This window comes from Pseudomonas entomophila (assembly GCF_029193575.1).
GTDB classification, from domain to species: Bacteria; Pseudomonadota; Gammaproteobacteria; order Pseudomonadales; family Pseudomonadaceae; genus Aquipseudomonas; species Aquipseudomonas entomophila_G.
This window is the reverse complement of the sequence record NZ_JARGCS010000015.1, coordinates 25,312-45,889: the sequence shown is the minus strand read 5'-3', so window position 1 is coordinate 45,889 and position 20,578 is coordinate 25,312. Positions and strand designations below refer to the sequence as shown.

The 20,578-nt window shown below is 65.4% G+C and carries 20 protein-coding genes; 4 read left to right on the top strand and 16 right to left on the bottom strand.

Features of this window, described 5'->3' with window-relative positions:
• Positions 1 to 11: 11 nt before the first annotated feature.
• Positions 12 to 929, bottom strand: coding sequence for a sulfate adenylyltransferase subunit CysD (gene cysD / locus P0Y43_RS08135; RefSeq protein WP_275636792.1), 918 nt, complete (start codon positions 927 to 929; stop codon positions 12 to 14).
• A gap of 233 nt (positions 930 to 1,162) precedes the next feature.
• A complete protein-coding gene (locus tag P0Y43_RS08130) occupies positions 1,163 to 1,921 on the bottom strand; it encodes a Nif3-like dinuclear metal center hexameric protein (RefSeq protein WP_275636791.1) in 759 nt (252 codons plus the stop codon).
• 201 nt (positions 1,922 to 2,122) lie between these two features.
• Here P0Y43_RS08130 and algW point away from each other — a divergent pair, with 201 nt between their 5' ends.
• Positions 2,123 to 3,283 carry a Do family serine endopeptidase AlgW gene (gene algW / locus P0Y43_RS08125; RefSeq protein ID WP_275636790.1) on the top strand — a complete coding sequence of 387 codons (1,161 nt, stop codon included), beginning with the start codon at positions 2,123 to 2,125 and terminating at the stop codon, positions 3,281 to 3,283.
• Positions 3,284 to 3,418: 135 nt separating this feature from the next.
• Here the strand turns inward: algW and P0Y43_RS08120 are convergent, their stop codons facing one another.
• The 4 genes from P0Y43_RS08120 to P0Y43_RS08105 form a co-directional block, all read right to left on the bottom strand.
• Entirely contained in the window at positions 3,419 to 4,183 is a 765-nt protein-coding gene (locus P0Y43_RS08120; protein ID WP_275636789.1) for an amino acid ABC transporter ATP-binding protein, read from the bottom strand.
• A 10-nt stretch (positions 4,184 to 4,193) separates the two neighbouring features.
• Positions 4,194 to 5,291 carry an amino acid ABC transporter permease gene (locus P0Y43_RS08115; RefSeq protein WP_275636788.1) on the bottom strand — a complete coding sequence of 366 codons (1,098 nt, stop codon included), beginning with the start codon at positions 5,289 to 5,291 and terminating at the stop codon, positions 4,194 to 4,196.
• A 10-nt stretch (positions 5,292 to 5,301) separates the two neighbouring features.
• The gene (locus P0Y43_RS08110) at positions 5,302 to 6,480 is read right to left on the bottom strand and encodes an amino acid ABC transporter permease (RefSeq protein WP_275636787.1); all 1,179 of its coding nucleotides are present in this window, start codon (positions 6,478 to 6,480) and stop codon (positions 5,302 to 5,304) included.
• 67 nt (positions 6,481 to 6,547) lie between these two features.
• Complete coding sequence (locus tag P0Y43_RS08105) at positions 6,548 to 7,576, bottom strand: amino acid ABC transporter substrate-binding protein (RefSeq protein WP_275636786.1); 1,029 nt, start codon at positions 7,574 to 7,576, stop codon at positions 6,548 to 6,550.
• 336 nt (positions 7,577 to 7,912) lie between these two features.
• Between P0Y43_RS08105 and P0Y43_RS08100 the strand changes: the two genes are divergently transcribed.
• On the top strand, positions 7,913 to 8,569 hold the full coding sequence (locus tag P0Y43_RS08100) for an alpha/beta hydrolase (RefSeq protein ID WP_275636785.1): 657 nt from the start codon (positions 7,913 to 7,915) through the stop codon (positions 8,567 to 8,569).
• A gap of 102 nt (positions 8,570 to 8,671) precedes the next feature.
• Positions 8,672 to 10,129 (top strand): ATP-dependent RNA helicase RhlB, encoded by a 1,458-nt coding sequence (gene rhlB / locus P0Y43_RS08095; RefSeq protein WP_275636784.1) that lies wholly within the window; start codon positions 8,672 to 8,674, stop codon positions 10,127 to 10,129.
• A gap of 55 nt (positions 10,130 to 10,184) precedes the next feature.
• On the opposite strand, the gene moaE is transcribed toward rhlB, so the two are convergent.
• From moaE to P0Y43_RS08070, 5 genes are all read right to left on the bottom strand, one after another.
• Complete coding sequence (moaE, locus tag P0Y43_RS08090) at positions 10,185 to 10,631, bottom strand: molybdopterin synthase catalytic subunit MoaE (protein WP_275636782.1); 447 nt, start codon at positions 10,629 to 10,631, stop codon at positions 10,185 to 10,187.
• Between the two features lie 2 nt (positions 10,632 to 10,633).
• Positions 10,634 to 10,879, bottom strand: coding sequence for a molybdopterin converting factor subunit 1 (moaD, locus tag P0Y43_RS08085; RefSeq protein WP_275636781.1), 246 nt, complete (start codon positions 10,877 to 10,879; stop codon positions 10,634 to 10,636).
• The gene (gene moaC / locus P0Y43_RS08080; RefSeq protein WP_275636780.1) at positions 10,876 to 11,349 is read right to left on the bottom strand and encodes a cyclic pyranopterin monophosphate synthase MoaC; all 474 of its coding nucleotides are present in this window, start codon (positions 11,347 to 11,349) and stop codon (positions 10,876 to 10,878) included. The genes moaD and moaC overlap by 4 nt, the downstream gene beginning before the upstream one ends.
• A 138-nt stretch (positions 11,350 to 11,487) precedes the next feature.
• Positions 11,488 to 12,882 (bottom strand): PhoH family protein, encoded by a 1,395-nt coding sequence (locus P0Y43_RS08075; RefSeq protein ID WP_275636779.1) that lies wholly within the window; start codon positions 12,880 to 12,882, stop codon positions 11,488 to 11,490.
• Between the two features lie 289 nt (positions 12,883 to 13,171).
• On the bottom strand, positions 13,172 to 14,284 hold the full coding sequence (locus P0Y43_RS08070; RefSeq protein ID WP_275636778.1) for a polysaccharide deacetylase family protein: 1,113 nt from the start codon (positions 14,282 to 14,284) through the stop codon (positions 13,172 to 13,174).
• A gap of 122 nt (positions 14,285 to 14,406) precedes the next feature.
• On the opposite strand from P0Y43_RS08070, the gene yaaA reads away from it, so the two are divergent.
• Positions 14,407 to 15,186 (top strand): peroxide stress protein YaaA, encoded by a 780-nt coding sequence (gene yaaA / locus P0Y43_RS08065; RefSeq protein WP_275636777.1) that lies wholly within the window; start codon positions 14,407 to 14,409, stop codon positions 15,184 to 15,186.
• A 29-nt stretch (positions 15,187 to 15,215) separates the two neighbouring features.
• On the opposite strand, the gene P0Y43_RS08060 is transcribed toward yaaA, so the two are convergent.
• From P0Y43_RS08060 to P0Y43_RS08040, 5 genes are read right to left on the bottom strand one after another with little or no spacing between them, the layout of a single operon-like run.
• Positions 15,216 to 16,445, bottom strand: coding sequence for an efflux RND transporter periplasmic adaptor subunit (locus P0Y43_RS08060; protein ID WP_275636776.1), 1,230 nt, complete (start codon positions 16,443 to 16,445; stop codon positions 15,216 to 15,218).
• The gene (locus tag P0Y43_RS08055) at positions 16,438 to 17,904 is read right to left on the bottom strand and encodes a TolC family protein (RefSeq protein WP_275636775.1); all 1,467 of its coding nucleotides are present in this window, start codon (positions 17,902 to 17,904) and stop codon (positions 16,438 to 16,440) included. The genes P0Y43_RS08060 and P0Y43_RS08055 overlap by 8 nt, the downstream gene beginning before the upstream one ends.
• Positions 17,894 to 19,072, bottom strand: coding sequence for an ABC transporter permease (locus tag P0Y43_RS08050; protein WP_275636774.1), 1,179 nt, complete (start codon positions 19,070 to 19,072; stop codon positions 17,894 to 17,896). The genes P0Y43_RS08055 and P0Y43_RS08050 overlap by 11 nt, the downstream gene beginning before the upstream one ends.
• Positions 19,062 to 19,730, bottom strand: coding sequence for an ABC transporter ATP-binding protein (locus tag P0Y43_RS08045; RefSeq protein ID WP_275636773.1), 669 nt, complete (start codon positions 19,728 to 19,730; stop codon positions 19,062 to 19,064). Before P0Y43_RS08045 ends, P0Y43_RS08050 begins: the two co-directional genes overlap by 11 nt.
• Positions 19,727 to 20,515 (bottom strand): hypothetical protein, encoded by a 789-nt coding sequence (locus P0Y43_RS08040; RefSeq protein ID WP_275636772.1) that lies wholly within the window; start codon positions 20,513 to 20,515, stop codon positions 19,727 to 19,729. The genes P0Y43_RS08045 and P0Y43_RS08040 overlap by 4 nt, the downstream gene beginning before the upstream one ends.
• Positions 20,516 to 20,578 lie beyond the last annotated feature (63 nt).

The window sequence follows — 20,578 nt, the reverse complement described above, 5'->3', positions numbered from 1 at the left end:
TAACCCTGAAGTTAGAAGTAGCCCTGACGTTTCTTGTCTTCCATGGAACCGGCGCCATCGTGGTCGATGACTCGGCCCTGACGCTCGGAAGTACGCGTCAGAAGCATTTCCTGAATGATGTCGGTCAGCGTTTCGGCTTCGGACTCCACAGCGCCCGTCAACGGGTAGCAGCCCAGGGTACGGAAACGCACCTTCTTCTTGACGATGCGCGCCTTCTCCTCGTCGCTGAGGTGCTCGAGGATGCGCGCGTCGTCGATCATGATCAGGGTGCCGTTCTTCTCGATGACTTCGCGCTCGGCAGCGAAGTACAGCGGCACGATCGGGATGCCTTCGAGGTAGATGTACTGCCAGATGTCCAGCTCGGTCCAGTTCGACAGCGGGAAGACGCGGATCGACTCGCCCTTGTTGACCTTGCCGTTGTAGACGTTCCACAGCTCGGGGCGCTGGTTCTTCGGGTCCCAGCGGTGCTTGCTGTCGCGGAACGAGTAGACGCGCTCCTTGGCGCGGGACTTCTCTTCATCGCGGCGCGCGCCACCGAAGGCGGCGTCGAAGCCATGCTTGTCCAACGCCTGCTTAAGGCCCTGGGTCTTCATGATGTCGGTGTGCTTGGAGCTGCCATGGGTGAACGGGTTGATGCCCTGGGCCACCCCTTCGGGGTTGACGTGGGTGATCAGTTCCAGGCCCATTTCCTCGACCATCTTGTCGCGGAAGCGGTACATCTCCTGGAATTTCCACTGGGTGTCGACGTGCATCACCGGGAACGGCAGCTTGCCTGGGAAGAAGGCCTTGCGCGCCAGGTGCAGCATCACGGCGGAGTCCTTGCCGATCGAGTACAGCATCACCGGGTTGTCGAACTCGGCGGCCACCTCGCGGATGATGTGGATACTCTCCGCCTCCAGCTGTTTCAAGTGCGTCAGTTTGTCGACCATGGCTACTCACGAAAAACGATCTTATGGACGGCCAGCGGGCCGTGTTCGAGCGAGCCACTTTATCACAGCGCCTGATTCTATTTAGGAGGGCGGCTAGATCGAAACGGTCTAATGATATGACTGCGGGTTTGAGGGCCCCATCGCGGGGCAAGCCCGCTTCCACAGGTACCGATCCGGCCCTGGGAACGGCGCCGTACCTGCGGGGGCTTGCCCCGCGATGGGGCCACGCCTGACTAAATCGGGTTAGGGCAATCGATGAACAGGTGTTCCAGGGCGAACCGCTTGGCCAGGTAGTCGCCCAGCGCCTGCACGCCATACCGCTCGGTGGCGTGATGCCCGGCGGCGATGAAGCTCACGCCGTTCTCCCGCGCGCTGTGGAACGTCTGTTCCGACGCCTCGCCACTGATGAACAGGTCGACCCCCGCCGCGATGGCATTATCGATGTAGCCCTGCCCACCGCCGGTGCACCAGCCGACCCGGCGGATCATCCCCTCGCCTTCCACCACCAGCGGCTCGCGCCCCATCACCTCGCGCACACGGCGGGCGAAGTCGCTGGCCGACATCGGCTCGGCCAACGAGCCGATCAACCCCACCACCCGCGGGTTGTCCGGGTCGAGCGGGCCTTCGACGGTGATCTCCAGTTGGCGCGCCAGTTGCACGTTGTTACCCACTTCCGGGTGCACGTCCAACGGCAAGTGGAACGCCAGCAGGCTGATGTCGTGCTTGAGCAGGGTCTTGATGCGCCGCTGCTTGATGCCCGTGATGCACGGGTTCTCGCCCTTCCAGAAATAGCCATGGTGCACCAGCACCAGGTCGGCGTCGGCCTCGACCGCGGCATCCAGCAGCGCCTGGCTGGCGGTGACGCCGCTGACGATGCGGCTGACCTGCGGACGGCCCTCGACCTGCAGGCCGTTGGGGCAGTAATCCTGGATCTTGGCGCTGGCCAAGTAGCGCTCGGCTTCCTCGACCAGGGTGCTCAGGGCGACGGCCATTGAAAATCTCCTCGAAATCGGCGCTTGCGGGGGCTCAAGGGCCCGTATAATGAGCGCCATTATGGGCTGTCGCCGGGTTCGGGGGAACCGGCGCAAGGTTGTGGGGCGCGCGAAGCGGACACCACGCCTGTTCAGGTGTATGATCGCGCGCGCTCGCGCCCTGCACCACACGACCCCCGCCCTATTCCCAGGATTCGTTCGATGCTCAAGGTTCTGCGTTACTTTGGCTGGCCCCTGCTTACCGGCGTACTGATCGCTCTGCTGGTCATCCAGCGCTTCCCTGAATGGGTCGGCCTGCCCAGCCAGGACGTCAACCTGCAGCAGGCACCGCAGACCACGCGGATCATGCAGGGCCCGGTGTCCTACGCCGACGCCGTGACCCTCGCCGCGCCCGCAGTGGCCAACCTGTACACCACCAAGGTGGTGAACAAGAGCGCCCACCCGCTGTTCGAAGACCCGCAGTTCCGTCGCTTCTTCGGCGACAACCTGCCCAAGCAGCGGCGCTGGGAATCGAGCCTGGGCTCGGCGGTGATCATGAGCCCGGAAGGCTACCTGCTGACCAACAACCACGTCACCAGCGGTGCCGACCAGATCGTCGTGGCGCTCAAGGATGGTCGCGAGACCCTGGCACGGGTGATCGGCAGCGACCCGGAAACCGACCTGGCGGTGCTGAAGATCGACCTGAAGAACCTGCCGGCGATCACCATTGGCCGCTCCGACACCATCCACATCGGCGACGTCGCCCTGGCCATCGGCAACCCCTTCGGCGTCGGCCAGACCGTGACCATGGGCATCATCAGCGCCACCGGCCGCAACCAGTTGGGCCTGAACAACTACGAAGACTTCATCCAGACCGATGCCGCGATCAACCCCGGCAACTCCGGCGGCGCGCTGGTCGATGCCAATGGCAACCTGATCGGCATCAACACCGCGATCTTCTCCAAATCCGGCGGTTCCCAGGGCATCGGCTTCGCCATCCCGGTGAAGCTGGCGCTGGAAGTGATGAAGTCGATCGTCGAGCATGGCCAGGTGATCCGTGGCTGGCTGGGCATCGAAGTACAGCCGCTGAGCCAGGAGCTGGCGGATTCGTTCGGCATGCAGGGGCGCCCGGGCATCGTCGTGGCCGGCGTGTTCCGCGACGGCCCAGCGCAGCGCGCAGGGTTGCAGTTGGGCGACGTGATCATGAGCATCAATGGCGAACCGGCCGGTGATGGACGTCGCTCGATGAACCAGGTGGCGCGGATCAAACCCACCGAGAAGGTGGCGATCGAGGTGATGCGCAATGGTCAGCAGTTGAAGCTGATCGCCGAGGTGGGGCTGCGCCCGCCGCCAGCGCCGGTCACGGCCAAAGAAGAGAAGTAAACCGGGGTCGGCACGCTCAGCATTGTTGCCTTCCCTGACGCAATCGCGGGGCAAGCCCGCTCCTCCAGGTTCAGCGCCGTGTTCATAACAGCGCCGAGCCTGTAGGTGCGGGCTTGCCCCGCGATGCTTTCAGCCTTAGTGCAGGATCTGGCTCAGGAACAACTTGGTCCGGTCGCTGCGCGGCCGGTCGAAGAAGTCATCCGGCGAGGCCTGCTCGACGATCTCGCCCTTGTCCATGAAGATCACCCGGTTCGCCACGGTGCGGGCAAAGCCCATTTCGTGGGTCACGCACAGCATGGTCATGCCGTCTTCGGCCAGGCTCACCATGGTGTCGAGCACTTCCTTGACCATCTCCGGGTCCAGCGCCGAGGTCGGCTCGTCGAACAGCATGATCTTCGGCTTCATGCACAGCGCCCGGGCAATCGCCACCCGCTGTTGCTGACCACCGGACAATTGCCCCGGGTACTTGTGCGCCTGCTCCGGAATGCGCACGCGCTCCAGGAAGTGCATGGCGATTTCCTCGGCCTTGCGCTTGGGCATCTTGCGCACCCACATTGGCGCCAGGGTGCAGTTCTCCAGGATGGTCAGGTGCGGGAACAGGTTGAAGTGCTGGAACACCATGCCCACTTCGCGGCGGATCGCCTCGATCTGCTTGAGGTCGTTGGTCAGTTCCACGCCATCGACGACGATGCGCCCCTGCTGGTGTTCCTCCAGGCGGTTGAGGCAGCGGATGGTGGTCGACTTGCCCGAGCCCGAAGGGCCGCACAGCACGATACGCTCGCCTTGGCGCACGTTCAGGTTGATGTCCTTGAGCACATGGAACTGGCCGTACCACTTGTTCACACCCTGCATCTGGATGATGCCTTCGGGGCCGGCAGGCTGCTTGATCGCTTCACTCATTTCGAAACTCCTAACGCTTGTGGCCAGTGTCCAGCTTGCGCTCCAGGTGCATGGAGTAGCGGGACATACCGAAACAGAAAATCCAGAACACCAGGGCGGCGAACACGTAGCCCTCGGTCGCCATGCCCAGCCAGTTGGGGTCGGCAGCGGCTTGCTTGACGCTGTTGAGCAGGTCGAACAGGCCGATGATGATCACCAGGCTGGTGTCCTTGAACAGCGCGATGAAGGTGTTGACGATGCCGGGGATCACCAGCTTCAGCGCCTGGGGCAGGATCACCAGGCCCATCGCGCGCCAGTAGCCCAGGCCCATGGCCGCGGCGGCTTCGTACTGGCCCTTGGGGATGGCCTGCAGGCCACCACGGACCACCTCGGCGATGTACGCCGACTGGAACAGGATCACGCCGATCATCGCCCGCAACAGTTTGTCGAAGCTCATGCCCTCGGGCAGGAACAACGGCAGCATCACCGAGGACATGAACAGCACGGTGATCAGCGGCACGCCACGCCAGAACTCGATGAAGGTCACGCAGACCACCTTCACCGCCGGCATGTTCGAACGCCGCCCCAGCGCCAGCAGGATGCCCAGCGGCAAGGCGCCGACGATGCCCACGGTGGCGATCACCAGGGTCAGCATCAGGCCGCCCCACTGGCTGGTCGGCACCGTGGCCAGGCCCAGGTAGCCGCCGTGCAGCAGGGTGTAGGCGAGGATCGGGTACAGCACCAGGAAGCCCAGGCCGTACACGGCCTTGCGCGGGAAGCGGTTGATGAACAACGGCGCGGCGCCGAGCACGGCGAGCCACACGGTCAGGTCCACGCGCCAGCGCAGCTCGCTAGGGTAGTAGCCGTACATGAACTGGCCGAAACGCTGCTGGATGAACACCCAGCAAGCGCCGTCCTTGGTGCAGTCGGCGCGGGTGGTGCCGACCCAGTTGGCGTCGAAGATCGACCATTGCAGCAGCGGCGGCACGATCAGCCACACCAGGTACAGGGCGAACAGCGTCAACAGGGTGTTGAGCCAGCTGGAGAACAGGTTCGCCCGCATCCAGGCGATCACGCCAACGGTCTTCACCGGTGGCGGCATGTCGGGTTTGAAAACATGGGACGTCATGCGCGAATCCTCACCGCTCGATCAGCGCGATGCGCTTGTTGTACCAGTTCATCAGCAGGGAAATGCTGATGCTGATCGCGAGATAAACACTCATGGTGATGGCGATCACCTCGATGGCCTGGCCGGTCTGGTTGAGCACGGTACCGGCGAACAGCGAGACCATTTCCGGGTAGCCGATACCGGCCGCCAGGGAGGAGTTCTTCGCCAGGTTCAGGTATTGGCTGGTCAGCGGCGGAATGATCACCCGCAAGGCCTGGGGGATGATGACCTTGCGCAGGGTCGGGCCTTCGCGCAGGCCCAGCGAGCGGGCCGCTTCGGTCTGGCCGTGGCTCACCGACTTGATGCCCGAGCGCACGATCTCGGCGATGAACGCCGCCGTGTAGATGGTCAGCGCCAGGGTCAGGGCCAGCAGCTCGGGAATCAGCACCCAGCCACCGACGAAGTTGAAGCCCTTGAGCTGCGGCACCTCCCAGTGCACCGGGCTGCCGAACAGCAGCGCGCAGACGCCGGGAATGCCAATGAACATCGCCAGGCCCACCCAGAACTTGTGGAACGGTTGGCCGGTTTCCTCGAAGCGCTTGTTGGCGAAGCGCACCATCAGCACGATGCCGCCGATCGCCAGCGCCAGGGCCGCCACGAACGGCCAGAAGCCTTCGGCAATGATGGCGCCGGGCATGTTCAGGCCGCGGTTGCTGATGAAGAAGGTGTCGTCGAGGTTGATGCTGCCCCGTGGGCCGGGCAGGGTCAGGAACACCGCGAAGTACCAGAACAGGATTTGCAGCAGTGGCGGAATGTTGCGGAAGGTCTCCACGTACACGGTCGCCAGCTTGTTGATCATCCAGTTGGACGACAGCCGGGCCACGCCGATGATGAAGCCGAGCAGGGTCGCCAGGACGATGCCGATGAAGGTCACCAGCAAGGTGTTGAGCAAGCCGATCACGAACACCCGCGCGTAGGTGTCCGATTCCACGTAGGGAATCAGGTGCTGGGCGATGCCGAAGCCCGCGCTGCGTTCGAGGAAGTCGAAGCCGGAGGTGATGCCCCGGTGTTGCAGGTTGGTCTGGGTGTTGTGGAACAGGTACCAGCCCAGGCCGACCACGAAGACCACCGTGATGATCTGGAACAACCACGCGCGCACACGTGGATCGCTCAGGGAATACCCTTTGCGTGCGCCGATTTGATTTTGCATGAAGTGCCCCGGAAAAAAGGGATTCGAACGACCCGCGGCGGCGGCATGCCGCCGCGGGGGGCAAGCATCAGCGCACTGGCGGTGCGTACTGGATGCCGCCGTTGTTCCACAGGGCGTTCAGGCCACGGTCGATCTGCAGCGGGGTGCTCTTGCCGAGGTTCTTCTCGAACACTTCACCGTAGTTGCCGACCTGCTTGACGATCTGCACCACCCAGTCCTTCGGCAGCTTCAGGTCCTTGCCGTATTCACCGTCGGCACCCAGCAGACGCGCGACGTCCGGGTTCTTGGTCGACTTGGCTTCGGCCTCGACGTTCTTCGAGGTGATGCCAGCCTCTTCGGCGTTGAGCATGGCGTACAGGGTCCACTTGACGATGCTGAACCACTCCTCGTCACCCTTGCGCACCACTGGGCCCAGAGGCTCCTTGGAGATGGTTTCAGGCAGTACGACGTACTCGGTCGGCGCGGCCAGCTTGGAGCGCTGGGCGAACAGCTGCGACTTGTCGGAGGTCAGCACGTCGCAACGGCCGGACTCCAGTGACTTGGCGCTCTCGTCGGAGGTGTCGAAGGTGATCGGGGTGTACTTCAGGCCGTTGGCGCGGAAGTAGTCGGAGACGTTCAGCTCGGTGGTGGTGCCGGCCTGGATGCAGATGGTCGCGCCATCGAGCTCCTTGGCGCTGGAAACGCCCAGCTTCTTGTTGGCCAGGAAGCCGATGCCGTCGTAGTAGGTGACGCCGGCGAACACCAGGCCCATGCCGGAGTCACGCGAGCTGGTCCAGGTGGTGTTACGCGACAGCACGTCGACTTCGCCGGACTGCAGCGCGGTGAAGCGCTCCTTGGCGTTCAGCTGGCTGAACTTGACCTTGGTGGCATCGCCGAACACGGCGGCGGCGACCGCACGGCAGACATCGGCGTCGATGCCGACGATGTTGCCTTTGGCGTCCGGTACGGAGAAGCCCGGCAAGCCGTCACTCACGCCACACTGGACGAATCCTTTCTTCTGCACCGCATCAAGCGTAGCGCCGGCCTGTGCGACACCTACGGTGCCCAGTGCGGCGGCAGCGGTCAGCACCGCCAGGGTGGTTTTCAACATCTTCATCAACAACCTCCAAATCGCTCTTGTTGTACCGAGCCGGAATTGCACCGCACCCTTATGAGGCGCATCCGACCCTTGTTGGCTTGTTTTTGGGTCAATTGGCGCAATGAGCTGTTCTATGACAGCCTTACTGGTCAACGAAGGGTGTTACCGTCGGGGCTTGCCCCTTCGCCTGATTGGACACATAGCAAAGCGCGTACCACAGTCGCTGGCTACAGCGTTAAAGCATTCGTCAAGTAGGTAAAGTTGTAGAGTTGCGACATCTTCTTGTGGCATTACCCTGCCATCGCCTTCTTTTAACGCACGCCTTTATTCCGCGCGCACCTTTTCGGAGCAGTCATGAGCAACCCGCTGATTCTCGAACCCCAGAACACCGCTGACGCCTGTGTGATCTGGTTGCACGGCCTGGGCGCCGACCGTTACGACTTCCTACCGGTGGCCGAGGCACTTCAGGAACACTTGCTCAGTACCCGTTTCGTCATGCCACAGGCGCCCACCCGCGCGGTAACGATCAACGGCGGCTACGCCATGCCCAGTTGGTACGACATCAAGGCCATGACCCCGGCGCGGGCCATCGACGAGGCTCAGCTGGAGGAGTCCGCCGAGCAGGTGGTGGCGCTGATCGAGGCCGAGCGGGCCAAAGGCATCGACCTGGCGCGGGTCTTCCTGGCAGGCTTCTCCCAAGGCGGCGCGGTGGTGCTGCACACTGCCTATATAAAGTGGCAAGAGGCCCTGGGCGGCGTGCTGGCCCTGTCGACCTACGCCCCGACCTTCAACCCAGGCCACCAGCTCAGCGCCTGCCAGCAACGCACCCCTGCCCTGTGCCTGCACGGCGTGCACGACCCGGTGGTGATCCCAGCGATGGGCCGCACCGCGTTCGAGCACTTGAAACAGTGGGGCGTGGAAGCGGCCTGGGAGGAATACCCGATGGAGCACGAGGTGGTGCCCCAGGAGATCAACGACATCTACAACTGGCTGGTTCGCCACCTGCGCTAGTGGCGGGTTTCGCTGTAGTTGTCGGAACAGTGCACTACGCCGCGCCCGAATCTTGCTTTACACTGCCCGGCGTACATTCCTTAACCAGTTGACGAGACGATCGTGCTCAAGGCACTCAAGAAAATATTCGGCAAGGCAGACGCCGCGCCTCAGGCCGTCGAGCCCGCAGCCCCTGTGATTGCCCCCGCGCCGGCCCCCGTGCCGGCACCGTCCGAGGCCCGGCCGCCTCGCAAACCCAAGCCCGCGCCTGCCGCCGAAGCCGAAGCCCCGGCCCAGCCGCGCGCCGAACAACCGGCCAAGGACAAACCGCGTCGCGAACGCAAGCCCAAGCCCCAGGCCAGCCTGTGGAAGCCGGAAGACTTCGTGGTCGAGCCCCAGGAAGGCAAGACCCGTTTCCACGACTTCAAGCTCTCCAACGAGCTGATGCACGCCATCCAGGACCTCGGTTTCCCCTACTGCACGCCGATCCAGGCCCAGGTGCTGGGCCACACCCTGCGTGGCCAGGACGCCATCGGCCGGGCCCAGACCGGCACCGGCAAGACCGCGGCGTTCCTGATCTCGATCATTTCCCAGCTGCAGCAGGTACCGCCGCCCAAGGAGCGCTACATGGGCGAGCCGCGGGCGCTGATCATCGCCCCCACGCGCGAGCTGGTGGTGCAGATCGCCAAGGACGCCATGGCCCTGACCAAGTACAGCGGCCTGAATGTCATGAGCTTCGTCGGCGGCATGGACTTCGACAAGCAGCTCAAGGCCCTGGAAACCCGCCACTGCGACATCCTGGTCGCCACCCCGGGGCGCCTGCTGGACTTCCACCAGCGCGGCGAGGTGCACCTGGACATGGTCGAGGTGCTGGTGCTGGACGAAGCCGACCGCATGCTCGACATGGGCTTCATCCCGCAAGTGCGGCAGATCATTCGCCAGACGCCACCGAAGAGCGAGCGCCAGACCCTGCTGTTCTCCGCCACCTTCACCGAAGACGTGATGAACCTGGCCAAGCAGTGGACCACCAACCCGGCGATCGTCGAGATCGAGCCGGAGAACGTGGCCAGCGAGACGGTCGAGCAGCATGTCTACGCCGTGGCCGGCAGCGACAAGTACAAGCTGCTGTACAACCTGGTGACCCAGAACAAATGGGAACGGGTGATGGTCTTCGCCAACCGCAAGGACGAGGTGCGGCGCATCGAGGAGAAACTGGTGCGCGACGGCATCAACGCCGCCCAGCTGTCGGGTGACGTGCCGCAGCACAAGCGCATCCGCACCTTGGAGAACTTCCGCGAGGGGCGCATCACCGTGCTGGTGGCCACCGACGTGGCGGGCCGCGGCATCCATATCGATGGCATCAGCCATGTGATCAACTTCACCCTGCCGGAAGACCCGGACGACTACGTGCACCGTATCGGCCGCACGGGCCGGGCGGGCAGCAGCGGGGTGTCGATCAGCTTTGCCGGCGAGGACGACTCGTACCAGTTGCCGGCGATCGAGGAACTGCTGGGGCGCAAGATCAAGTGCGAGATGCCGCCGGATGAACTGTTGAAGCCGGTGCCGCGCAAGCATCACTGAGGTGTGAGGGGCCGCCCCGCGATCCGGGGCCTCGCCCCGGCCATCCCCCGTCGGCCTACCAGCGCCCCGCCGCGTCCTGGTCGCTCTGCTTGCCTTCCACCCAGCGCGGCCCTTCCTGGGTGTTCTCCTTCTTCCAGAATGGCGCCCGGGTCTTCAAGTAATCCATGATGAAATTGCAGGCATCGAACGCCGCCTGCCGGTGCGCGCTGGCCACGCCGACGAACACGATCGGCTCGCCCGGCTCCAGCGCACCGATACGGTGCAGCACCTCGACCTTGAGCAAGGGCCAGCGCTGCTCGGCCTCGACCACGATCTTCGCCAGGGCCTTCTCGGTCATGCCCGGGTAATGCTCCAGAAACATCCCCGCCACCTCGCGCCCGTCGTTGAAATCACGCACGTAGCCGACGAAGCCGACCACCGCGCCCACACCGACATTGGCCGCGTGCATCGCATTGACCTCTGCGCCCGGATCGAACGCCTGCTGCTGAACGCGAACGCCCATGCTCAACCTCCGGTCACCGGTGGGAAGAACGCCACCTCGTCACCCTCCTCCACCGGCTCGTCGAGACGGCAAAGGTCCTGGTTGCGCGCGCACATCAGCTTCTGCTCGGCCAGCAGCGCATAGGGCTCGCCCTTGGCCACCAGGGCCTGGCGCACATCATCGACAGTGGCGAAGGCGCCATGCAGCGGCTCTTCGTCACAGCCCAGCAGCTCCCGGTAACGGGCGAAATACACCACCTTCACCTTCATTGCGCACCCGCCTTGAAATCGCCGCTCTTGCCACCGGTCTTCTCCAGCAGGCGCACCTGCTCGATGACCATGCCCTTGTCCACCGCCTTGCACATGTCGTAGATCGTCAACGCCGCGACGCTGGCGGCGGTCAGCGCCTCCATCTCCACCCCGGTCTGCCCGGCCAGTTTGCAGCGGGCGACGATGCGCACCACGTCCTCGCCCTCGCCAGCGAGCTCGACCTTGACGCTGGTGAGCATCAGCGGGTGGCACAGGGGGATCAGGTCGCTGGTCTTCTTCGCCGCCTGGATGCCGGCGATGCGCGCCACGGCGAACACGTCGCCCTTGGGATGTTCGCCCTCGACGATCATCCGCAAGGTCTGCGGCAACATGCGCACCCGCGCCTCGGCCACCGCCTCGCGCGCGGTCACGGCCTTTTCGGTGACGTCGACCATGTTGGCGCGCCCCTGGGAATCGAGATGAGTCAGCACTGCGTTGCTCCTGGGAAGGGAGCCATGAGTGTAAACCTGTGGGTCAGGTTTCCGTAGCGAAAATAATCGCGGGGCCAGCCCGCTTCCACAGGGGGATTCCTGTAGGAGTGGGCTGGCCCCGCGATAGGGCCGACGCGGTTACAGATGAGACTCGGCGTACTCGGCCAGCACCGAGCGCGGCACACCCTGCAGGGTGATGTGCACGCCATGGGGGAAGTCCTTGAACCGCTCGGTGAGGTAGGTCAGGCCCGAGCTGGTGGCGGACAGGTAGGGGGTGTCGATCTGCGCCAGGTTGCCCAGGCAGACCACCTTGGACCCCGACCCGGCACGGGTGATGATGGTCTTCATCTGGTGCGGGGTGAGGTTCTGGCACTCGTCGATCAGGATCAGGCTCTGCTGGAAGCTGCGACCGCGAATGTAGTTCAGCGACTTGAACTGCAACGGCACTCTTTCGAGGATGTATTCGACGCTGCCATGGGTGCTTTCGTCATCCATGTGCAAGGCTTCGAGGTTGTCGGTGATGGCGCCCAGCCAGGGCTCCATCTTCTCCGCCTCGGTGCCTGGCAGGAAGCCGATCTCCTGGTCCAGCCCCTGCACGCTGCGGGTGGCGATGATGCGCCGGTAGCGCTTGCTGACCATGGTCTGCTCGATGGCCGCGGCCAGCGCCAGGATGGTCTTGCCCGAGCCCGCCGCGCCGGTCAGGTTGACCAGGTGGATGTCCGGGTCGAGCAAGGCGAACAGCGCCAGGCTCTGGTGGATGTCACGCGGTTTCAAGCCCCAGGCTTCCTGGTGCAGCAGCGGCTCCTGGTGCAGGTCGAGCAACAGCAGCTCGTCGTTGCGGATGCCCTTGATCCAGCCAACGAAACCCTGCTCATCGATGATGAACTCGTTGACGTGGACCGCCGGCAGGTTGTCGGTCAGTTGCACCCGGTGCCAGGTACGCCCGCGCTCCTGGCGGGTGTCGACCTTGCTCACGCGGTCCCAGAACGAACCAGTCACCGAGTGGTAGCCCTTGGAAAGCAGCGACACGTCATCGACCAACTGGTCGGTGCTGTAGTCTTCCGCCGCGATGCCACAGGCGCGCGCCTTCAGGCGCATGTTGATGTCCTTGGTGACCAGCACGACGTCCAGGTCAGGGCGCTTGGCGCGCAGGTCCAGCAACTGGTTGATGATGATGTTGTCGGCGAGGTTTTCCGGTAGCACGCGGTTGGGTTCGTTGCGCGTGCTCATGAGGATGGACAGGAACCCCTTGGGCCCGCTCTTGCCACGCTGGATCGGCACGCCCTGCTCGACGTCGCTGGGCGAGGCATCACCGAGGGTCTGGTCGATCAGGCGGATGGCCTGGCGGCATTCGGCGGCGATGGTGTGTTTACCGGTCTTGAGCTTGTCGAGTTCCTCCAGCACCGTCATCGGTATGGCGACGTGGTGCTCCTCGAAGTTGAGCAAAGCGTTGGGGTCGTGAATCAGGACGTTGGTATCGAGCACATACAGGATTGGCTGGTTGGAGGAAGGGTTGCGTCCTTGGTCATCCATACTCGGTCACCTTATGTGAAAGCCACGCGACGCGTACCGCTGCGCCGCAGAGTGACCGCCGTTCTCCCCGTATCCGCGTTGTTACGGGCGGGGAGCGCACCTGGCAAGGAGGGCCTGGATGACGCCACCTGTGCTGCAGGAATCGGCTGTCTGGCTTCTTCATACCGCAAAAACCGTGACGGAAAAAAGTCTTTTTACGCTTGGGTGAAGTTTATTTTTCCGAATGACGAACAGGGGTTGGCGTGGGGGGAATGGGGGTCTACAGTCAGTATTGGACCCCAGGTTTTCTCTACAAGGGGTGCGCATATTCCCGGCAATCTTCCCAACCGATCCCACTCTGCGCGGTGTGCTGCAACAGCCACTCCACCGCGGGCTGCGCCTTGGGCACGGCGTCGTGGAACTGGATCACCCCCTTGCGCCACAGCAGCATCAGGGTCAGCACGCGCTGGGCCGACTGCTCGGCACTGAGCGTGCCGTCGTCCTGGGCATCGATGTCCCAGAGCGCCACCTGCAAGCCCTGCGCGGCCATGAACGCCTCGCCGTCGGCGCGCCGCTGGCCGTAGGGTGGGCGGAACAGCGGCACGTACTGTTCCGGCAACGCCGCCTGCACCAGCGCCTGGCTGCGCCGCAACGAGTCCTGCCAACCCTGCCACTGCGCGTGGGAGCGGTACTCCCAACCCTGGATCCCCACGCACTGCCCGCCATACAGCTCATCCAGCCGCCCGGCATCACGCCGCTGCTGCAAACGCGCGCCGAGCACGAAGAAAGTGCCGGCAAGCTTCTGTCGGCGCAGATAGTCGGCCAGGCCCGCGGTGCTGTCGCCAGCGGGGCCACCGGCGAAGGTCAGCAGGAACATGCGGTCGTTCAGTTCATCGCCATTGCGTTCGCGACTGGACAGGCGCTCGACCTCGCTGCTGGTCTGCGGCGACAGCGCCGCCTTGCGCAGTTGCTCGTCCAGGTAACGCACATGGAACTGGTGGCTGGGCTCAAGCCAACCGGTATAGAACGTGCCGACATCGGTCGCGAACGTGGCTGCCCGCGCGCGCAATTCAGCCATCGACTCCAGCGGGTAGCAGAACGATGCGTCCTCCTCGCAGCTGAGCTGCGCCTGCTGGTAGCCTTCCCACAACCGCTGCCACATGCGCGCCCGCACCGCGCGCACCACGGCCAGGTTGACCTGGCGCAACTGCAGCCGCGCCGCCAGTGCCCGCTCATCGAGCATCTCGCTTTCATGCAGCACCTGGGCGAACGACAGGATCTCGGCCCGCGAGGCCACGTCGAACAGCGCCGGGCTGTCCAGCTGCTCCGGCCACAGGCTGCGGTCGAGGCTGGCGTTGGCGGGCGGTGCGGCCTGGGCGGCGAGACCGAACAGGCCGGCCAGCAGGGCGAGGGCAATGCGCACGGGCGGTTCTCCGGATGAACAGACGCGCACTATAGCCGATGCCCTGGGGCTATCGTCGCCATAGTTTGGCCTCGGCCCCCGCGCCCCGTAGAATCCCCCCTACGATTCCAGGAGCCGACCCGATGCTGACGGTGATTTCCCCCGCCAAGACCCTCGACTACGACACCCCGCCGGTAACCCCACGGTTCACCCAGCCGCAGTATCTGGACGACTCCCAGGTGCTGATCACCCAATTGCGCGAACTGTCACCGGCGCAGATCGCCGAGCTGATGCACCTGTCCGACAAGCTCGCCGGCCTGAACGCCGCGCGCTTCGGCAGCTGGACGCCAGATTTCACCCCGGCCAACGCCAAGCAGGCGCTGCTGGCGTTCAAGGGCGACGTGTACACCGGGCTGGATGCCGAAAGCCTGTCCGAGGACGACTTCAGCTACGCCCAGGACCACCTGCGCATGCTCTCCGGCCTTTACGGCCTGCTGCGCCCGCTGGACCTGATGCAGCCCTACCGTTTGGAAATGGGCACCAAGCTGGCCAACGCCCGTGGCAAGGACCTGTATGCCTTCTGGGGCACACGCATCAGCGAGTGGCTGAACCAGGCGCTGGCCGACCAAGGCGACGACCTGCTGCTGAACCTGGCCAGCAACGAGTACTTCAGCGCGGTCAAGAAGAGTGCGCTGAAGGCTCGGGTGATCGACGTCGACTTCAAGGACCTGAAGAACGGCCAGTACAAGATCATCAGCTTCTATGCCAAGAAGGCCCGCGGCCTGATGAGCCGCTTCGTGATCCAGGAGCGAATCAGCGAGCCAGAGCGGCTCAAGCAGTTCGACGTGCAGGGCTACTACTACAGTGCCGAGCAATCCAAGCCGGACCACCTGGTGTTCCTGCGCGATCACGCTGAAGGCTGACCCCGCGAGGGGCCGCCACGGCTGGCCCCTCAAGGCAACAACACCTGCCCTGCCTCGAGCCCCTGCACCTCCACGCCTTGCAGCACGGCCTGCCCGACCACCACCGGGACTGACCGCGCGGCCTGCTCCCCGTCCGCACGAAACACCACGTACCGACCACCCTGCGCATCGCTGCGCAAGGCCTCGAGCGGCAGCACCAGCGCCTGTCGATCCCCCTCCAGCGACACTGTCACCTGTACGCTCATCCCCAGCCGCACGCCAAGCCCCAGGGGCGCCGGGTCGGTGTCGAGCGCGACCAACAGGTCGAACCACGCCCCCTGGCCTTGCGCTTCCCTGGCCTGGAGCCCAAGCGCCTCGACCCGCCCGTGCAGCACCTGCCCGGCGAACCCTTCGCCGCTGACCTGTACCGCCATTCCTTCGCGCAACGCAGCCAGGTCCATCTGCTCCACCGCCGCCACTACCCGCAGTTGGCCAAGGTCCAGCAATTCCAGCAACGGCATGCCCTGGCCTACCGCTTCCCCCACCTGTACCGGCTGCTGTCGCCCCTGCGCCTGGCTCGCCGGCTTGAGCACCAGGCCGGCGAACGGCGCCAGCACGACCTGGCGCGCACGCAGTGCCAGCAACGCCGCATGGCGTGCCTGGGCATTGGTCGCTTCCATCTCGGCGATCACCACCTGCTCGCCCTGCCCACGGGCCAGGGTCTGGCGCAGCTCATCCTCGGCACTGGCCAGGTCCTGCCGCTGGGCACGTAGCTGCTGCTCCAGCGCCTCCACCTCCAGGCGAGCGACGATGCCTCGCTTGAACAACCGCCGGGTATCGGCCAGCGAGGCCTCGGTAACCGCCGCACTGTGCCTGGCCGCCAGCCGCGCACGCCGGGCCCGCGCCACCTCGGGGCCCGTCGCCCACCCGCGCAGCTCATGCAGCACGGCGCTGGCCTTGAGCCGCTCGGCTTCGGCCTGACGCAGCTGGATATCCAACTGCGCGGTATCGAGCACGAGCAACGCTTGGCCTGCGCGCACCCGTTCGCCGTCGCGTACCGGCAGCGCCGTGACCACGCCCTCGAATGGCGCAGCGAGCGTGACCTGGCGCATGGCCTCGATACGCCCCACCAGGCCCAACTGGCGGTCGAGCGGCCCAGGCGCCACGGACAGCCAGCGGGCTTGCGCCGGCACCGCCTCAGGCGCCCGCCAGAACCACCACGACAGCGACGCCCCGGCAAGCGCCAGCAGCGCCCCGGCCAGTGCCCCGCGCCTAGTCATTGAGCGCCACCGCCCAACGCTCCAGGGTGACCCCCAAGGTCAGGTCCAGCGCCGCCTGGGCCTGCAGATAGGCGATCAGCGCGTCCAGCTGCGCGCTTTGCGCATGGCGTAGGTCGCTCTCGAAGCTCAACACCTGAAAGTTGCTGGAGCGACCGAGCGCCAGTTTCTCCTGCTCGATCTGCAAGGTGCGCCGCGACAGCTCCAGCGCACGCCCGGCAATCTCGTACTGGCGCCAGCGCACCTCGATGTCACGCACCGCATCGGTCACCTCCCGACGCAGTTGCTGCCGGGACTCGGCCAAGCGCAATTGCTGGGTGGCCTGCATGACCTGGGCACGCACCAGCGACTGCCGCCGGCTCAGGTCGCCAATGGGGATCTCCAGTTCCAGGCCCAGGTAATGCTCCCAGGCCCGGTTGTCGCCCGGGCGCTCATGGGCCTGGCTGGCACCGGCGACCAGCGACAGGTCCCAGCGCTGTTGGTCATGCGCCAGGCGCAGGTCGATATCGGCCTGCTGGCTGGCGATCAACTGCATCAGGTACGCCGGTTGCAAGACCTCGGCGCGCGCCTGGGCCTGTTCGGCGCTCACCTGCAAGCGCAGCGCCTGGGGCCGCTCACTGGCGCGCAACGGCGTGGCCAGGTCCAGCGCCAGCGCCTGCAGCAGCGACAGGCGGCTGGCGTGCAAGCGGTCGCGACTGCCCTCCAGGGCCAACTCCTGGTTGGCTACCTGGGCCTCGGCCTGGACGATCTCGAAAGCCGCCATGCGCCCGGCGGCGATCAGCGATCGGTTGACCTCGAGCAGCCGCTGCGAACGCCGCAGCGCATCGCGGCTGATGCGCAATTGCTCCTGGGCGCGCAGCAGCTCGCGATACAGGCCAATGACCTGGGTGATGGTCTGCGCCACAGCGTCCTTGAGCGCCAAGCGGTTGGTCTGCTCCGTCAGTTGCGCCAGACGCAGGGGCGCTGTCGCGACCTCCGGCCCCGCCCCGCGCAGCAGCGGTTGGCGGATCATCAGGTCGGCGCCATCGCGAAAGCGTGGGCCGGCGGTGTCGGCGCGGGTATGGTCATAGGCCCAGGCCAGGCTCAGGCGGGTGCCATAGGCAGTGAGCAGGCTCGCGCCGGGCGCGAGTTCGGCGTGGCGGTAACGGTCGTCGTGGTTGCGGTTGCCCAGGTAGCGCGCCTTGAGGGTGAGCTGGGGGGCGAAGCGATCACGCGCGAGCCGCAGGTCGAACTTCTGGGCGACCCGTTCGAGGTAGGCACTGCGGATAGCGCGGTTGTCACGCAATGCCAGGGCGATGACATCGGCCAGCTCGAGCGCCACCTCCGGCGCCTGGGACGCCGCGAACGCCCTGGCAGAAACGCCGGCATCGAGGCTCGGCCGCGCTGGCGCCAGGTCCTGCCCGGCCAGGCAAGACAGCGGTGCGAACAGCCAACCTGCGACCCACCGGCGCCTAGTCGTCACGCAGCGCCACCACCGGTTGCAGGCGGGCGGCCGACAACGCCGGTTGCAGGCCGAAGAACACGCCGATGCACAGGGCGCTGCCCATCCCCAGCGGCAGTGCCCACGGGTCCAGGTGGAATGGCCATGCGGACATCCAGATAAACCCCCAGGCCGCCAGCAATCCCAGCAGCGCCCCCAGCAGTGCGCCGCAGACCGCCAAGAGCACGGCTTCGAGCAGGAACGCCCAGGCAATGTCGCAGGGGCGCGCACCCAAGGCCATGCGCACACCGATCTCGCGACGCCGCTCGGCAACGTTCATCAGCATCACGTTCATCACCCCGACACCGCCAACCAACAGGGCGATGCCGCCCAGCCCAGCCAGCAACGAGGTGAACAGCCGCGACTGATAGGCCATGCCGTCCAGCAATTGCCGAGGTACCAGCACCTCGACCTGCACGCCCGGCAAGCGTGACCGCAGAAAGTCTTCCAGCAGGGCGGCGGCCCAGGGCATCGCCGCCGCATCCCGCCCCAGGGCGAGCACCACGCTGGGCTGCGCCGAGGAGGACAAGCGCCGCAGGCCGGGCAGCGGCATCAACAGCGCGTCGTCCAAAGCCACCGGCAGCATCGGGTTGTAGCTTTGCGGGGCCAGCAGCCCCACCACCTGGAACAGGTAACGCCCCACCTGCAGGCGATCCGCGACCTGCGCGCCCAGCCGCGTCGCCAATTGCGCGCCAAGCAGCACGTGGGGGCTGCCCTCGTCATGCACGGACAACAAACGCCCCTGCGCCGCCTCCAGCCCAAGCACCTCGGCCAGCGCCACCGTACTCCCCGCCACCATCACCGACACACTGCGCCGACCCAGGCTGACATCGGCCGCCGCCATGGCCAGCGGCGCCGCCAGGCGAACCGGTGGCGGAACAGACGACAGCGCCGGCATCGTCGCGGAATACCCCTGGCCCTCTGGCGTCGCCGTGAGGTTGGCCACCATCAGCTCGCTGCCCATGCCCTGGAACAGCTGTCGCGCTTGCATCGCCGCACTGTGGCCAATCGTGAGCAGTGCCACCACCGCCGCACAGCCCACCGCGATGCCCAGCAACGCCAGCCAGGCGCGACGCCCCAACAGGCGCAGGCTGGCCAGGCTTTCGGCCAGGCGCTGGCGCCAACGTGGGCCGTAGCGCTCAGTCGACATCGCTGACCCGCCCGTCACGCACCTGGATACGCCTGTCCATGCGCCGGGCCATGGCCGGGTCGTGGGTGACCATGACCACGGTGACGCCCTGTTCCCGGTTCAGACGCTGGAGCAATTGCAGGATATCGGCGGCAGTCGCGCCATCGAGGTTGCCGGTCGGCTCGTCGGCCAGCAGCAGCCGTGGCGCGGTGACCAGGGCACGGGCGATCGCCACGCGCTGGCGCTGGCCGCCGGAGAGTTCGGCCGGGCGCTGGGCCTGGCGCGCTTCCAGCCCCACGGCCGCGAGTTGGTGCCGCGCCGCGCGCCGGGCCTCGGCCGGGTCGACGCCCCGGTAGCACAGCGGCAAGGCGACGTTGTCCAGCGCAGACAGGCGCGGCAGCAGGTTGAAGCCCTGGAACACGAAGCCCAGGCAGCCATTGCGCATGACCGCGCGCTGCGCGGCGCTGGCCCCTGTCATGTCGCGCCCATCGAGCAGCAGCCGCCCCTGGCAGGGTTGGTCGAGCAGGCCGATCAGGTTGAGCAGCGTGCTCTTGCCCGCGCCGGAAGGGCCGGTGATGGCGCAGGTCTGGCCCGACGGAATGGACAGCGAGACATCGGCCAGCACGGCATGACCACCCAGGTTTCGGGTGACGTGCTGCAGCGAGACGCTAGGGATCATCCGGCGTTGCCTTCCGGGTCGCGATCGGTGGGGGGAATGGCCTTGGCGGAGTCCAACAGCTCCTCGCCGGACTTCCATTCGTTCGCCATCATGTCGATCAGAGAAGTGTTGAACTCAGGCCACTCAACGTCCTGAAGCGCTTGAAGCGCGATCTGAGTGAAGATCTCCGCTTCGTAATTGCCATACTGCGCTTCCATGATGGGCGGGAGCGAACGGTAGTACTGCAGGATCTCCTTGAGGCCTTCCACGGTCTTGCCGGTCCTCTGGTGTTCATTCCACATTTTTTCGCTGATCATCGACGCCCACTCGTTATCCTGCCGATTCGACTCGAGCAACGCCGCCCTGCGCTCATTGACAGTAAATACGCCGCCTTCGTCATAGGCGATCAAACTCAACTGCTCCTGGCTCATGCCCGCGAAGGGGTTTGGCGCCCTTGCGTGCAAAAAGTCCGTGGCCTGCCGCGCCCTCTCCAATCGCTCAAGATCGTCGGACTCAGGAATCTGGGCGTCATAGACTTCTCGGCTGAAGGCATAACTGCCGCCATTGATCCGGTCTCTGATCGACATGGCCAATTTCGCCAATTCGCCTCGGCTCATGGCGCCATCCCGCACAGCCGCGCGTTGAGCGGCATCGCTCAGTGCCTTGGCAAGGGACGACAGTTGTTCAACAGGCTCCACACAAGCATCAACTTCATCCAGCAGCGAGCGTGCGGCGAGATCCGACTCAGCGGGCGCTAGTCGAGTGGCCGGAGCCGATAAAATACCGCTCTGAGTTTTTATATACATAGCATCGTTTCCCAGCACGAATCGCCGCGCGCAGCGCGACGATTCGAATCACGAAACACACCG